Genomic DNA, 15,159 nt, shown 5'->3' on the forward strand with positions numbered 1-15,159 from the left:
GGAGCCGGTGATCATTCATCAAACCTCTCCTCCAGATGCCGGATGATCTCCTCGGTCTTGAGCACCAGCACATCACTTTCCAGCGAGTCGAGTACCACTTCGGCGGTGTTGCCGATCAGTGCGCCTGAAAGACCGGTACGCGCCACGGTGCCGATGATGGTGACCACTGCGTCGAGCTGGTGGGCCGTAAAGGGAATCAGCACATCAGCCGGACCCTCTGCGATGTGCAGGTGGCTGTCGTCGATATCGAATTCCGTCTGGAACGCCTGGCATTGCTCCCGGTATCGGGTTTCGATGCTTTCCTTGAGCTGGTAGATCGGGTCGGCAGCCGACAGCATGGGCGACGGATGGGCGCTTATGACGTGCAAGTGCCCCTTGGCCAGTGCTGCAATGTCATAGCCGTGATCGACGATGCTGTAATGCAGCGTCTTGTGTTCTTCATCCGCATTGCCGACATCCACAGCCGCGAGAATCACGCCGCCTGTCCAGGGCCTTGACGTCTTGACCATCAGCACCGGGCTTGGGCAATAACGCAGCAGTTTCCAGTCGTCGGGAGTGAGCAGGGCCTTTTTCAGCGGGTTGTCCGGCAGGTGTTGCTTGATGACCAGGCCGCAGCCTTCGGTTTGTTGCACCTTGCAGATGGTCTTGTGGGTGGACTCTTCCCAGTGCTGTTCCGCGCTGGCGGTGAAGCCTTCTTCCTGAAGGTTTCTTTTCAGTTCGTTGAGTTGTTGCGTATGGGGATGATCCTTGTCACAGATCAGCAGGTGCAGATGAGCCTGAGTAACCCCGGCAATCAGTTTCGCGCGCTTGAGGGCCAGGCTGTCGGCGTGGTTGGGATCGATGACCACCAGGATGCTGCGAATAGACTGCATGGGGCTAATCTCCACAAGGCAAGTTGTGCTCCACAACTATAGTTGCAGTGCATCGGGTCGTCGCTTGATCTGGATCACAGCATTTCTGTCGCCCCGGGCGCGCACCCCTCGTATAATGCGCGACCTTGCAAACCCGCTATCTGTGAGCTTATGTACCCGATCCCCGAAATCGAAGCCTTTCTGCTGTGCCGCACGCCTGACAGTTGGGTTCAGGCCGCTTTGCGCAATCTGGACATTCTGTTGATCGATCATGCGAACAACGAGAAAAAGGCGGCCGGGGCGGCGTTTCAGTTCATGTTCCAGTACAACGACAAATTCGACCTGCTGAGCAAGATGTCGCGCCTGGCCCGTGAAGAGCTTCGGCATTTCGAGCAGGTGCTGAGCATCATCCGCAAGCGCGAAATCCCGATGGCCAACGTCAGTTCGGCGCGTTATGCGGGGGCATTGCGCAAGCTGGTGCGCAACCACAATCCCTACCGGCTGACTGACGCCCTGATTGTGGGTGCCATTGTTGAAGCACGCTCCTGCGAGCGCTTCGCAGCGCTGGTGCCGCATCTGGACGAAGAGCTTGCCAAGTTTTACGGTGGGCTGTTGAAGTCCGAGGCCCGGCATTTTCAGGACTACTTGAAGCTGGCCTATACCTATGGCGATAAAGCCGATGTTGACGCCAAGATTGAAGAGATTCGCCATGCCGAGTGTGAATTGATCGAAAGTCCGGACGAGGAGTTCCGCTTCCACAGCGGTGTGCCTGCCGCGGCCTGATTTTTCACCTGCTCCCCAAAAACGACCGACTCTTACCAGCGGTCGTTTTTTTTATGAAGATATTGTTAGCCAGCTAACAAATGTTTTGACATTAGCTGCTTAGGCAGTAATATCGCCACATCACTGCCTAAGCAGCTTTTATGGTGATCCTTTGAAACATTTCACGTCCGAGAATTTCGATTCCAGCCTGATGGGCCTGTTGGTCGGTCGTACCAATGCTCTCAAGGACCGCATGCTGGACAAGTATTTGCTGCCTTATGACGTCACCTTCTCGCAGTTCAAGGTGCTGATCATCATTTCCCAGTTCGCCCTCGATACCCCCGTCGAATTGTGTCGGCACCTGTCTCTGGACAGCGGCTCCATGACGCGCATGCTCGATCGTCTGGAACAAAAGGGGCTGATCGTGCGCACCCGTTCGGCAGCCGACCGACGCCAGGTGCATGTGGCGTTGACCGGGCAGGGACAGAAACTCTCGGACCTGCTGCCGCAGATCGGTGCCGACGCGATGAACGACACCTTTGCCGTTCTGGACAAGGAAGAAGTCGCAACCCTTGAGCGAATCCTGACCAAGGTGCTGGTGGCCGCCGACGACCACATCACCCTCACGCGCCTGAGCTTCAAGTCCACCGGGGCGAAGTGAACGGCCACCGCCGACATCCCCGGTAAACCTCGATATCCCGCAATTACTGCTTCACCGACTACAGGTACTCGTCATGGCTACTGCCGCTACTGAAAAACCATCTGCCAGCTCGCCCGAAGATGCAAATCCGGGCAAGCGCACATTCATGCTGTTGGTGCTCGCCCTGATCGTCATCCTTGGCGGTGCGGCGGTCTGGGCCTGGCATGAGTTTTATGGCCGCTGGAGCGAAAGTACCGATGACGCCTATGTGAATGGCAACGTCGTCGAAATCACCCCGCTGACTACCGGCACGGTCATCAGTATCGGTGCTGATGACGGTGATCTGGTGCGTGAAGGCCAGGTCCTGATCAAGTTCGACCCCAGCGACGCTGAAGTCAGCCTGCAAAGCGCCGAGGCCAATCTGGCCAAGGTCGTGCGCCAGGTGCGCGGGCTTTACAGCAATGTCGATGGCATGAAGGCGCAACTGGCTGCGCAACGTGCCGAAGTGCAGAAGGCCCAGGACAACTACAACCGTCGCCGGAGCCTGGCGGCGAGCGGGGCGATTTCCCAGGAAGAGCTGTCCCACGCCAAGGATGACCTGACCAGCGCGCAAAGTTCGTTGAGCAATGTTCAGCAGCAACTGGCCAGCAGCGTTGCGCTGGTGGATGACACCGTCGTTTCTTCTCACCCCGACGTGAAAGCTGCCGCTGCGCAACTGCGTCAGGCGTATCTGGCCGATGCCCGCACGACGGTTGTGTCGCCGGTGACCGGTTATGTGGCCAAGCGTACCGTGCAACTGGGCCAGCGGATTCAGCCGGGCACTGCAACCATGGCGGTGATTCCGCTGGATCAGCTGTGGATCGACGCGAATTTCAAAGAGACGCAACTGGGCAATATGCGCATTGGCCAGCCGGTGGAGATCACCTCGGACCTGTACGGCAGCCATGTGAAATACAGCGGCACCATCGACAGCCTGGGTGCAGGGACCGGGAGTGCCTTCGCTCTGCTGCCAGCCCAGAACGCCACCGGCAACTGGATCAAGATCGTCCAGCGCGTGCCGGTGCGGATTCACATCAACCCCGATGAGCTGGCGAACAACCCGCTGCGGATCGGCCTGTCCACTACGGTTGATGTCAATCTGCATGACCAGAGTGGTCCGGTACTGGCTCAGCAACCGCCGAAAAAGGCGAGCTTCAGCACCAACATCTATGCCGAGCAACTGGCCGATGCCGACGCCATGATCGCGCGCCTGATCCATGACAACAGCGCCGCCAACAGCAAAGCCACTGCGCAGCGCTGATCCGCCAATCCGCACGCCCCGTCCTTCAGGTCGGGGCAGCATTTCAGTTTCAAGGGATTTGCGATGAGTAACAACGCCCCGGCCTCATTTACGCCGCCCAGCCTGTTGATGTGCACCATCGGCCTGTCCCTGGCGACCTTCATGCAGGTCCTCGATACCACCATTGCCAACGTTGCCTTGCCGACCATTTCCGGGAATCTGGGCGTGAGTTCGGAGCAGGGCACCTGGGTCATCACGTCGTTTGCCGTCAGCAACGCGATTGCCTTGCCACTGACTGGCTGGCTGAGCCGCCGTTTCGGTGAGGTCAAGCTGTTCCTGTGGGCGACCCTGCTGTTCGTGCTGGCTTCGTTTCTGTGCGGGATTTCCCAGTCGATGCCGGAGCTGGTGGGCTTCCGGGTTCTTCAAGGCGTGGTCGCCGGGCCCCTTTATCCCATGACCCAGACCCTGTTGATCGCGGTGTATCCGCCCGCTAAAAGGGGGATGGCGCTGGCGCTGCTGGCCATGGTTACGGTGGTTGCACCGATTGCCGGGCCGATTCTGGGCGGCTGGATCACCGACAGTTACAGCTGGCCGTGGATTTTCTTCATCAACGTTCCCATCGGCCTGTTTGCGGTGTGGGTGGTGCGTACGCAAATGGCCAAGCGTCCGGTGAGCACCAGCCGTCAGCCCATGGATTACGTCGGGCTGCTGACCCTGATCATTGGGGTTGGGGCATTGCAGATCGTCCTGGACAAGGGCAATGACATGGACTGGTTCGAGTCGAACTTCATTGTGATCGGCTCGGTGATTTCCATTGTGGCGTTGTCGGTGTTCGTGATCTGGGAAATGACCGACAAGCATCCCATCGTCAATCTGCGGCTGTTTGCCTACCGCAACTTCCGGATCGGTACTCTGGTGCTGGTCGGTGGTTACTCCGGCTTCTTCGGGATCAACCTGCTGCTGCCTCAATGGTTGCAGACCCAGATGGGCTACACCGCAACCTGGGCCGGACTGGCGGTGGCGCCTATCGGTATCCTGCCGGTGCTGATGTCGCCCTTCGTTGGTAAATATGCCCACAAGTTCGACCTGCGTCTGCTGGCCGGACTGGCATTTCTGGCTATGGGCCTGAGTTGCTTCATGCGGGCTGGGTTCACCAACGAGGTGGATTTCGAGCATGTGGCGCTGGTGCAGTTGTTCATGGGGATCGGCGTGGCGCTGTTTTTCATGCCGACCTTGAGCATCCTGCTCTCGGACTTGCCACCTCAGCAGATCGCCGACGGTTCGGGTCTTGCGACATTCCTCAGGACGCTGGGTGGCAGCTTTGCGGCATCCCTCACGACCTGGATATGGATTCGTCGCGCCGATCAGCATCATGCCTACCTGAGTGAAAACATCAGCACCTTCGACCCTGCTACCCGCGACGCACTCAACAGCCTGGGCGGCGCAAGCCCACAGGCTTATGCGCAACTGGAGCAGACCCTCAACAGCCAGGCTTACATGATGTCCACGGTGGATTACTTCTACATGCTGGGCTGGGTGTTTGCGGGGTTGATTCTGCTGGTCTGGCTGGCCAAACCGCCGTTTGCCGCCAAGGCCGCGCCGGGCGGTCATTAAATAGCTTGGTCGGACTGCCCCCCAAGGGTTGGATAAGTCTGGGGGCAGTTCAGTCTATGGGAGCGACCTTGGTCGCGAAGAGGGTCTGGAGGGTGATGAGTTTCTTTCTCATTTCCCGGCCCCGTCGCGAGCAAGCTCCCTCCCACTGAGCAGATTCAGTTCAGCAGTGTCATCTGCTCAGGCGGGAAGTCGAAGGCGTTCAGGGAGAAGCCCTGTTCGTCCACCTGCAAGGCCCAGCCTTGACGGTCCCAGTCGCCCAACACGATGCGTTGTGCGGTCTGGTCGCCGATCTGCAACTTATGAATGGCCGGGCGATGGGTGTGTCCGTGAATCAGTGTGCGGACGCCATATTGCTCCATCACCTGGGGAATGAACTCGGGTGTGACATCGACGATGTCATTGGCTTTCATGCGGGTTTTCACACGGCTTTCATTGCGCAGCTTACGCGCCAGCTTGTGCCGGGTATTCAAAGGGAGATGCCGCAATATCCACAAGGTCAGCGGGTTGCGCAGGTAACGGCGCATCCGTATGTAGCCTTCGTCGCGTGTACACAGGCTGTCGCCGTGCATCAACAGTACCGGCTCACCGTTTAGCGCAACCACGCTCGGGTCGTTCAGGAAGGTGCAGCCAGCCGCCTTGCAGAACGCCTTGCCGATCATGAAATCCCGGTTGCCGTGCATCAGGAAAATCTGAGTGCCACTGTCGCTCAGTTCGCGCAGGGCCTGGCAGATCGAACTCTGGAACGGCGACATGGCGTCGTCGCCGACCCAGACCTCGAAGAAGTCCCCGAGGATATACAGCGCCTTGGCCTGGCGAGCCCGGCCAGAGAGTAGATCCAGAAACGCCCGGGTAATATCCGGGCGCTTTTCCTCAAGATGCAGGTCGGAGATCAGCAGTATCACTCAACGATCTCTGCTTTCTCGATGATGACGTCTTCGGACGGTACGTCCTGGTGGCCGGATTTGCTGGTGGTTGAAACGCCTTTGATCTTGTCGACCACTTCGCTGCCTTCGATCACTTCACCGAACACGGCATAGCCCCAGCCTTGAACGGTCGGTGCGCTGTGGTTCAGGAAGCTGTTGTCAGCCACGTTGATGAAGAACTGGGCGGATGCCGAATGCGGCTCCATGGTACGGGCCATGGCAACGCTGTACTTCTTGTTCGGCAGGCCGTTGTTGGCTTCGTTCTGAATGCTTGGGCGCTTGTCTTTCTTCTCTTTCATGCCCGGCTCGAAACCGCCGCCCTGGATCATGAAGTTAGGGATGACACGGTGAAAGATGGTGTTGCTGTAATGGCCAGCGTTAACGTATTCGATAAAGTTGGCAACGGTGAGCGGAGCCTTCTCTGCGTTCAGTTGCAGAACGATATCGCCGTGGTTGGTGGTCAATTTTACTTTGGACATGCTTACTCGCTCTCTTGGCATTCGTGAATGGGCGCGGTATTACCCTGACGTGCAGTTTACAGGGGTGGTTACATATTTCAGGTATTTTGCTGCTTTTATCACCCTCAAATGCGCACTCTGTTGTCAGGGGCTTGACAGCTTCGGCTATGATAAGCGCTTTGATTTAGTCGGCCTACCCTGGCCGCGCACTTGTATGTCCAAGGATCCTATGAGCAAGCCCACTCCAGAACCCGCTGCGAATTCAAAGGCAGGCCCTGTCGTCCCTACCAATTTCCTGCGTCCGATCGTGCAGGCAGACCTGGATTCAGGCAAGCACACCCAAATCGTGACCCGCTTTCCGCCGGAGCCCAACGGCTATCTGCATATTGGTCATGCCAAGTCGATCTGTGTGAACTTTGGTCTGGCCAATGAATTCGGTGGCGCGACGCACCTGCGTTTCGACGACACCAACCCGGCCAAGGAAGACCAGGAATACATCGACGCCATCATGAGTGACGTCAAGTGGCTGGGCTTCGAGTGGGCGGGCGAAGTGCGCTATGCCTCGCAGTATTTTGACCAGTTGCACGACTGGGCTGTAGAGCTGATCAAGTCGGGCAAGGCCTACGTCGACGACCTGACCCCCGAGCAGGCCCGCGAGTACCGTGGCAGCCTGACCGAGCCGGGCAAGAACAGCCCGTTCCGTGAGCGCAGCGTCGAGGAAAACCTGGACCTGTTCGCCCGCATGAAAGCCGGTGAGTTCGAGGACGGCGCCCGCGTACTGCGCGCCAAGATCGACATGGCTTCGCCGAACATGAACCTGCGCGACCCGATCCTGTACCGCATCCGTCATGCTCATCACCACCAGACTGGCGACAAGTGGTGCATCTACCCCAACTATGACTTCACCCACGGTCAGTCCGATGCCATCGAAGGCATTACCCATTCGATCTGCACCCTGGAATTCGAAGGCCACCGTCCGCTGTATGACTGGTTCCTGGACAACCTGCCGGTGCCGTGCAAGCCACGTCAGTACGAATTTTCGCGTCTGAACCTGAGCTACACCGTCACCAGCAAGCGCAAGCTCAAGCAACTGGTCGATGAAAAGCACGTCAGTGGCTGGGACGACCCGCGCATGTCCACCCTGTCGGGCTTCCGTCGTCGTGGCTACACGCCGGCGTCGATCCGCAATTTCTGCGAAATGGTCGGCACCAACCGTTCCGACGGCGTAGTGGACTTCGCGATGCTCGAATTCAGCATCCGTGACGATCTGGACCGCAACGCGCCACGCGCCATGTGCGTGCTGCGCCCGTTGAAAGTCGTGATCACCAACTATCCGGAAGGTCAGGTCGAGAAGCTTGAACTGCCACGTCACCCCAAGGAAGACCTGGGCGTGCGTGAGCTGCCATTCGCTCGCGAGATCTACATCGATCGCGACGATTACATGGAAGAGCCGCCAAAAGGCTATAAGCGCCTGGAGCCAGCCGGTGAAGTGCGCCTGCGCGGCAGCTATGTGATCCGTGCCGACGAAGCCATCAAGGATGCCGACGGTAATATCGTCGAGCTGCGTTGCTCCTACGACCCTGACACCCTGGGCAAGAACCCTGAAGGCCGCAAGGTCAAGGGCGTGATTCACTGGGTACCGGCGGACGCGAGCGTCGAGTGTGAAGTTCGCCTGTACGACCGCCTGTTCCGCTCCCCGACGCCGGACAAGGCTGAAGATGGCGCAACCTTCCTGGAAAACATCAATCCAGACTCCCTGCAAGTGCTGACCGGTTGTCGTGCTGAACCTTCATTGGGGCAAGCGCAACCGGAAGACCGTTTCCAGTTTGAACGCGAAGGTTATTTCTGCGCGGACATCAAGGACTCGAAACCAGGTCGTCCGGTATTCAACCGCACAGTGACATTGCGGGATTCCTGGAGCTGAGGTTAGGACAGTGCTTTCAATCTACAACACGCTCACCAAGAGCAAAGAAGTCTTCAAGCCGCTGGATGGCAACAAGGTGCGGATGTACGTCTGCGGGATGACCGTGTACGACTTCTGCCATCTTGGCCACGGGCGCAGCATGGTGGCTTTCGATCTGGTCACCCGCTGGTTGCGATTCAGCGGCTACGATCTGACCTATGTGCGCAACATCACCGATATCGATGACAAGATCATCAATCGTGCCCGTGACAACGGAGAATCGTTCGACGCGCTGACGGCGCGCATGATCGACGCCATGCACGAGGATGAAGCGCGTCTGAACATCCTCAAGCCGGACATGGAGCCGCGTGCCACCGATCATATCGACGGCATGCACGCCATGATCCAGACCTTGATCGACAAGGGGTATGCCTACGCTCCAGGCAATGGCGACGTTTATTACCGCGTCGGCAAGTTTCTGGGCTACGGCAAGCTGTCGCGCAAGAAGATCGAAGACCTGCGCATCGGTGCGCGTATCGAAGTTGACGAGTCCAAGGACGATCCGCTGGACTTCGTGCTCTGGAAAGGCGTCAAGCCGGGCGAGCCTAGCTGGGAATCGCCATGGGGACCTGGGCGTCCGGGCTGGCATATCGAATGCTCGGTAATGTCCACCTGCTGCCTGGGTGAGACGTTTGATATTCATGGTGGCGGCAGCGACCTGGAATTTCCGCACCATGAAAACGAAATCGCCCAGAGCGAGGCAGCGACTGGCAAGACTTACGCCAATGCCTGGATGCACTGCGGCATGATTCGCATCAATGGCGAGAAGATGTCGAAGTCCTTGAACAACTTCTTCACCATTCGCGACGTGCTGGATAAATACCATCCGGAAGTGGTGCGTTACCTGCTGGTATCGAGCCACTATCGCAGCGCGATCAACTACTCCGAAGACAGCCTGAAAGAGTCCAAGAGTGCGCTGGAGCGTTTCTATCACGCGCTCAAGGGCTTGCCGGTGGCTGAGCCTGCGGGTGGCGAGGCGTTCGTCGAGCGTTTCACTGCGGCCATGAACGACGACTTCGGTACGCCTGAAGCCTGCGCCGTGCTGTTCGAGATGGTGCGCGAGATCAACCGTCTTCGTGACAGCGATCAGGCCGCGGCGGCTGGTCTGGCGGCACGTCTCAAGCAACTGGCCAGTGTGCTGGGTGTGTTGCAGCTCGAAGCGGACGATTTCCTGCGCGCCGGTGCCGAAGGGCGTGTCGATGCGGCTGAAGTCGAAGCGCTGATCCAGGCGCGCCTGGATGCGCGCACTGCCAAGAACTGGGCCGAGTCCGACCGAATTCGCGACCAGCTCACCGCCATGGGCGTTGTGCTGGAAGACGGTAAAGGCGCAACGACCTGGCGTCTGGCTGACTGACCTGTTTGTTCTTTCGCGTGTTGCCGAATTCAGTTCGGTCTCTGTGGGAGGCAGCTTGCTGCCTCCCACATGATGAACTGCGATGCAAATTCACTGACGAACCTCCCGCAACCGCTTGTAAAGCGTATTGCGACTAACCCCCAACCGCTTGGCCAGCTGTGAAATATTGCCTCCGGCTGCCTGCAACAGGTGGTTCAGGTCTTCGGCACACGGAAAACTCCCCTTTAGCTGCAAGACCGCCACAGGCTCGTCTCTGTCCTCATCCAGCTGTGCATCCAGAAAGAAATCTTCCGGCAAATGTTCGAAGGTGATTTTCTGCTCGTCTGCCAACGCCAAGGCCACCTGAATCACGCTATTGAGCTGGCGAAGATTGCCTGGCCACGGATGATGCTCGAACAGGTCAAGCACCTCGCTGGAAAACCCTGCCTGCTGCTGAGGTTCGCGATGCCGCTCCCAGATGCGCTGCACCAGTGCCTGTTTGTCGGTGCGTTCGCGCAGTGGCGGCAACTCGATATTCAGCCCGCTGATCCGGTAATACAGGTCCTGACGGAAATGCCCTGTTTGTACCCGTTCGCGCAGGCTGTGGTTGGTGGCCGAGATCAGGCGGATATCTACCGGATACAGCTCGCTGCTGCCCAGTGGCTGGACACATCGTTCCTGCAACACTCGCAACAGACGCGCTTGCACTGCCATCGGCATGTCGCCGATTTCGTCGAGAAACAGTGTGCCTTTATCGGCCTTGCGGATCAGACCGATGCTGCCTTTCTGATGGGCGCCGGTGAAAGCCCCTTTGGTGTAACCAAACAGTTCCGACTCCACCAGTTCGGCCGGAATCGCCGCGCAGTTGACGGCAATCATGGGCTGGCTGGCGCGAGAGCTGGCCAGATGCAGGGCTTTGACGAACACTTCCTTGCCGACCCCGGTTTCGCCGTGGATCAGCAGCGGGATGTCTTTTTCCAGCAGCCGTTGAGCCTGGCGAACCGCTTTTTCGACTTTTGCATCGCCCAGATCAATGGCGTTCAGGTCGAGGGTTTGTTGTGGGGCGACCGGTTGCTCAGGCCGCACCGGCTGCAATAACTGGATCGGTTTGCGCCGTGGACGCTTGAGCAGGCACTGGAAGCGGTTATTGCCAAAGGCATGCAGCGCGAAAGGGCGTGCTTCGGTTTCGCCGAGCAGTTGCAGGATCGGGCATTTGAACAGGTCCTCGATACTGACGCCGGTCAGCCGCACGCCCAGCAGGTTGTCGGCCCGCCGATTGGCGCAGAGGATTGTGCCGCTTTCGTCGAAAATCAGCAGGCCCGCCCATTGGCTGTCCAGATTGTTCAGGCCGGTATTGAAGGTCAGCTGGAAATGGCTGTCGCGAAACTGGTCGAGAATCAGCCGGTTTTCCACCGACTGGCTCATCATCTTCACCATGCCCAGCGTGTGAGAGGGCGGCAGGAAGCTGTCGCTGGAGACGTCCAGTATCGCAATCATGCGCCGCTCGGCATCGAATATCGGTGATGCGGAGCCCGTCATAAAGCGATTGGCTTTGAGAAAGTGCTCGTCCGGCTCGATATGCACTGCCTGTTCGCAGGCCAGCGCCGTACCAATGGCGTTGGTCCCCGCGCCGCGCTCGCTCCAGCTTGCCCCGGCCATGAAACCCTGGGTCTGCGAAGCATCGATGAAGCGCTGGGTGCCCCATGACTTGAGCAACTGGCCGTGATTGTCGGCCAGCAGGATCAGACAGTTGGAGTTGCTGAGGATGTTTTCATAGACCGGCAGCACTTCCTGATGGGTGGTCTGCACCAGAGCGTTATGGCGTTCCAGCAGTTGTGAAACCTGCGCGCCCGGCAGCCCGCCGAACGAGGGGCGCGACTGATGACTGAGACCGAAGTCCCGACAGCGCGTCCATGAGTCCTGAATGATGATGTCGTGAGCAAGTGACGCACTGGAATTGGCCATGAACATGGATCCTGCGAGTGCCTTGTTGTTTTTGTTTTAGGTCTTGCATGGAGCGTCCGTGCCCGAAGCGTTCATCCAGTGTCGTTCACTGCTGTTCAAAGTCAATGTTCAATGTGTTCAGGTGTTCAGCTTTTTTTGTTCACTTTTGTTCAGCTCTGAAGGTGCGTTTCCGGTGTGATGAATGCCGGACGCTCTAACTCGGGCCTTTGAGGAAAATGCAGCGATCTGGCACGAATGTCGCTCTATGTAACCTGTATTGAGCTGCACCCCCGACAAGAAAAAATAACAAAGGGCACGCCATGTCACTTACGTTGGAACACGTCAGTCGCGCAGTCGATGGCCAGATATGGATCGACGACGCATCCCTGAGTTTTGAGCCCGGGTCCTTCAATGTGTTGCTGGGCCGCACGCTGTCCGGCAAGACCAGCCTGATGCGTCTGATGGCCGGTCTGGACAAGCCCGATACGGGGCGGGTGCTGATGAACGGGGTTGATGTCACTCAGCGGCCGGTACGCCAGCGCAATGTGTCGATGGTCTATCAGCAGTTCATCAATTACCCGAGCATGACCGTGTTCGAGAATATCGCTTCGCCATTGCGGCAGGCGGGCATGTCCAAAGAGGTTATCCAGAGCCGGGTGCTGGAAACCGCGAAGATGCTGCGCATCGAAAAATTCCTCCAGCGTCATCCTCTGGAGCTGTCCGGCGGACAACAGCAGCGCACGGCCATGGCCAGGGCGCTGGTCAAGGATGCCGAGCTGATCCTGTTCGATGAGCCGCTGGTCAACCTCGACTACAAGCTGCGCGAAGAGCTGCGTCAGGAAATGCGCGAGTTGTTCGCGGCGCGCCACACCATCGCCATTTATGCCACGACCGAGCCCAACGAGGCGCTGGCGCTGGGTGGGACGACCACCATCCTGCATGAAGGGCGTGTGGTGCAGACCGGCAAGGCGGCCGAGGTCTATCAGAGGCCGAGTACCGTGCTGGCGGCCGAACTGTTCTCCGAGCCGCCCATCAACCTGATGCCCGGCCGCATCGAAGGTAATGAAGTCAGTTTCGCCAATTTCGTGCATTTCCCCCTCAATGCCGACCTGCGCAGGATCGGTGACGGTGAATACCGTTTTGGGGTGCGGCCCAGCCACTTGAGCCTGGTGCCGTCCAACGATGACGACCTGGAGCTGGCGGTGACGGTCGAGCTGGCGGAAATCAGCGGTTCCGAAACCTTTCTGCATGTGCGCAACGAGCTGTTTGCCCTGGTGCTGCATTTGCCCGGCGTGCATGGCTATGACGTCGATGCCGCAATCCGGGTCTATATCCCGACCCATAAACTCTTTGTGTTCGATCAGATGGGGCTCCTGATTCAGGCGCCCGGTCTGCGCATGGCGAGGGTTGCCTGATGGCCGAGATCCGTTTGCAGAACCTGGCCCACAGTTACAGCGCCAATCCGGGGCCGGACGATTACGCCATCCGGGAAATGACCCATATCTGGGAGCAGGGCGGCGCTTATGCGCTGCTCGGGCCTTCCGGGTGCGGCAAGTCGACCTTGCTTAATATCATTTCCGGCCTGCTGAGCCCGTCCCAGGGGCAGGTGCTGTTCGATTCCAAAGAGGTCAATGACCTGAGCCCCGAGCGCCGCAACATCGCTCAGGTTTTCCAGTTCCCCGTGGTCTACGACACCATGACCGTGTTCGATAACCTGGCTTTTCCGCTGCGCAATCAGGGGCTGGACGAGAAGCGGGTGCAGGCCAAGGTGCAGGAAATCGCAGAAGTCCTGGATTTGCAGCTTTTGCTGAAAAAGAAGGCGCGCAACCTGACGGCTGACGAAAAGCAGAAGGTTTCAATGGGGCGCGGGCTGGTTCGCGATGACGTCTCGGCCATCCTGTTCGATGAGCCGCTGACGGTGATCGACCCGCACCTGAAGTGGAAGCTGCGTCGCAAGCTCAAGCAGATTCACGAGCAGTTCAATATCACCATGGTCTACGTCACCCACGATCAACTGGAGGCCTCGACCTTCGCCGACAAGATCGCGGTGATGTACGGCGGGCAGATCGTGCAGTTCGGTACGCCGCGTGAGCTGTTCGAGAAGCCACGACACACCTTTGTCGGCTACTTCATCGGCAGTCCGGGCATGAACCTGATCGAGGTCCGGCCGCAGGGCGACGGTGTGGTGTTTGGCGATGTGCAGGTGCCGCTCTCCGGCCCCTTGCAGCAGTTGATTGCCCGCACGCCTTTTACCAGCCTGAAGATCGGCATTCGCCCGGAGTTCATTCATGTCTGGGATGGCCCTTACGAAGAGGCGATGTGTGCTGAGGTTGTACATGTGGCGGACCTTGGCACCTACAAGATCGTGACCCTTTCCCTGGCCGGGCAAACCCTGAAGGTGCGCTTGCCTGAAGACAAGCCTGTGCCACAAGGCCAGGCCTGGATCAGTTTCCCGGCGCAATGGCTGATGCTGTATGCCGATGATTTCTTGCTTGAGTCCGGTCCTGAGCGGGGTGCGCCATGAACAAGGTCCATAACAACAAGGCCTGGTGGCTGGTGTTGCCGGTTTTCCTGCTGGTGGCCTTCAGTGCCATCGTGCCGATGATGACCGTGGTCAATTACTCGGTGCAGGACATTTTCGATCAGACCAACCGCTATTTCGTGGGGGCTGACTGGTATCGCCAGGTTCTGCAGGACCCGCGCCTGCATGATTCGCTGCTGCGTCAGTTCATTTATTCGGGCTGTGTGCTGCTGATCGAAATCCCCTTGGGTATTGCCATCGCCCTGACCATGCCCACCAAGGGGCGCTGGTCGACGCTGTGCCTGATCGTGATGACCATACCGTTGCTGATTCCCTGGAACGTGGTGGGCACCATCTGGCAGATCTTCGGCCGTGCCGATATCGGTCTGCTGGGCTGGAGCCTCAATCAGATGGGCATCAGCTACAACTATGCCGCCAACACCATGGATGCCTGGGTGACGGTGCTGGTCATGGACGTCTGGCACTGGACGTCACTGGTCGCACTGCTGTGTTACTCGGGGCTGCGAGCGATCCCTGATGTGTACTACCAGGCGGCGCGAATCGATCGGGCATCGAGCTGGGCCGTGTTCCGGCATATCCAGTTGCCGAAAATGAAGAGTGTGCTGCTGATCGCGGTGATGCTGCGCTTCATGGACAGCTTCATGATCTATACCGAGCCGTTTGTCCTCACCGGCGGCGGGCCGGGCAATGCCACGACCTTCCTGAGCCAGACCCTGACGCAAATGGCTATCGGCCAGTTCGACCTTGGCCCGGCTGCAGCGTTCTCGCTGGTGTACTTCCTGATCATCCTGCTGGTTTCGTGGCTGTTCTATACCGCCATGACCCATAGCGACAAGAACTGAGGATCGGC

At 58.5% G+C, this 15,159-nt stretch carries 13 protein-coding genes; 9 read left to right on the forward strand and 4 right to left on the reverse strand.

Annotation, left to right across the window (positions count from 1 at the left end):
* Nucleotides 1-11: 11 nt before the first annotated feature.
* Nucleotides 12-872: a universal stress protein gene (locus KGD89_RS07650; RefSeq protein ID WP_025259205.1), complete on the reverse strand. Its 861-nt coding sequence runs from the start codon at nucleotides 870-872 to the stop codon at nucleotides 12-14.
* 150 nt (nucleotides 873-1,022) lie between these two features.
* On the opposite strand from KGD89_RS07650, the gene miaE reads away from it, so the two are divergent.
* The 4 genes from miaE to KGD89_RS07670 all read left to right on the forward strand — a co-directional run bounded on the left by miaE (nucleotide 1,023) and on the right by KGD89_RS07670 (nucleotide 5,146).
* Nucleotides 1,023-1,634 carry a tRNA-(ms[2]io[6]A)-hydroxylase gene (gene miaE / locus KGD89_RS07655; protein ID WP_025259206.1) on the forward strand — a complete coding sequence of 204 codons (612 nt, stop codon included), beginning with the start codon at nucleotides 1,023-1,025 and terminating at the stop codon, nucleotides 1,632-1,634.
* Nucleotides 1,635-1,785: 151 nt separating this feature from the next.
* Nucleotides 1,786-2,274 carry a MarR family winged helix-turn-helix transcriptional regulator gene (locus KGD89_RS07660; protein ID WP_025259207.1) on the forward strand — a complete coding sequence of 163 codons (489 nt, stop codon included), beginning with the start codon at nucleotides 1,786-1,788 and terminating at the stop codon, nucleotides 2,272-2,274.
* A gap of 73 nt (nucleotides 2,275-2,347) precedes the next feature.
* Nucleotides 2,348-3,553: an HlyD family secretion protein gene (locus KGD89_RS07665; protein ID WP_025259208.1), complete on the forward strand. Its 1,206-nt coding sequence runs from the start codon at nucleotides 2,348-2,350 to the stop codon at nucleotides 3,551-3,553.
* 63 nt (nucleotides 3,554-3,616) lie between these two features.
* A complete protein-coding gene (locus KGD89_RS07670) occupies nucleotides 3,617-5,146 on the forward strand; it encodes a DHA2 family efflux MFS transporter permease subunit (RefSeq protein ID WP_025259209.1) in 1,530 nt (509 codons plus the stop codon).
* A gap of 155 nt (nucleotides 5,147-5,301) precedes the next feature.
* Here KGD89_RS07670 and lpxH read toward each other — a convergent pair whose 3' ends face one another.
* On the reverse strand, nucleotides 5,302-6,048 hold the full coding sequence (gene lpxH, locus KGD89_RS07675) for a UDP-2,3-diacylglucosamine diphosphatase (RefSeq protein WP_025259210.1): 747 nt from the start codon (nucleotides 6,046-6,048) through the stop codon (nucleotides 5,302-5,304).
* Nucleotides 6,045-6,548, reverse strand: a complete 504-nt coding sequence (locus KGD89_RS07680; protein WP_025259211.1) for a peptidylprolyl isomerase — start codon at nucleotides 6,546-6,548, stop codon at nucleotides 6,045-6,047. The genes lpxH and KGD89_RS07680 overlap by 4 nt, the downstream gene beginning before the upstream one ends.
* A 208-nt stretch (nucleotides 6,549-6,756) precedes the next feature.
* On the opposite strand from KGD89_RS07680, the gene KGD89_RS07685 reads away from it, so the two are divergent.
* Together KGD89_RS07685 and cysS are read left to right on the forward strand one after the other, a co-directional pair.
* Entirely contained in the window at nucleotides 6,757-8,451 is a 1,695-nt protein-coding gene (locus KGD89_RS07685; RefSeq protein ID WP_025259212.1) for a glutamine--tRNA ligase/YqeY domain fusion protein, read from the forward strand.
* 10 nt (nucleotides 8,452-8,461) lie between these two features.
* Nucleotides 8,462-9,844 carry a cysteine--tRNA ligase gene (cysS, locus tag KGD89_RS07690; RefSeq protein ID WP_025259213.1) on the forward strand — a complete coding sequence of 461 codons (1,383 nt, stop codon included), beginning with the start codon at nucleotides 8,462-8,464 and terminating at the stop codon, nucleotides 9,842-9,844.
* Between the two features lie 90 nt (nucleotides 9,845-9,934).
* On the opposite strand, the gene KGD89_RS07695 is transcribed toward cysS, so the two are convergent.
* Entirely contained in the window at nucleotides 9,935-11,788 is a 1,854-nt protein-coding gene (locus tag KGD89_RS07695) for a sigma-54-dependent Fis family transcriptional regulator (protein WP_025259214.1), read from the reverse strand.
* 299 nt (nucleotides 11,789-12,087) lie between these two features.
* Between KGD89_RS07695 and KGD89_RS07700 the strand changes: the two genes are divergently transcribed.
* From KGD89_RS07700 to KGD89_RS07710, 3 genes are read left to right on the forward strand one after another with little or no spacing between them, the layout of a single operon-like run.
* Nucleotides 12,088-13,182, forward strand: a complete 1,095-nt coding sequence (locus KGD89_RS07700) for an ABC transporter ATP-binding protein (protein ID WP_025259215.1) — start codon at nucleotides 12,088-12,090, stop codon at nucleotides 13,180-13,182.
* Nucleotides 13,182-14,291, forward strand: a complete 1,110-nt coding sequence (locus tag KGD89_RS07705) for an ABC transporter ATP-binding protein (RefSeq protein WP_025259216.1) — start codon at nucleotides 13,182-13,184, stop codon at nucleotides 14,289-14,291. Before KGD89_RS07700 ends, KGD89_RS07705 begins: the two co-directional genes overlap by 1 nt.
* Entirely contained in the window at nucleotides 14,288-15,151 is an 864-nt protein-coding gene (locus tag KGD89_RS07710; RefSeq protein ID WP_025259217.1) for a carbohydrate ABC transporter permease, read from the forward strand. The genes KGD89_RS07705 and KGD89_RS07710 overlap by 4 nt, the downstream gene beginning before the upstream one ends.
* Nucleotides 15,152-15,159 lie beyond the last annotated feature (8 nt).

The organism is Pseudomonas cichorii (assembly GCF_018343775.1).
Lineage (GTDB): Bacteria > Pseudomonadota > Gammaproteobacteria > Pseudomonadales > Pseudomonadaceae > Aquipseudomonas > Aquipseudomonas cichorii.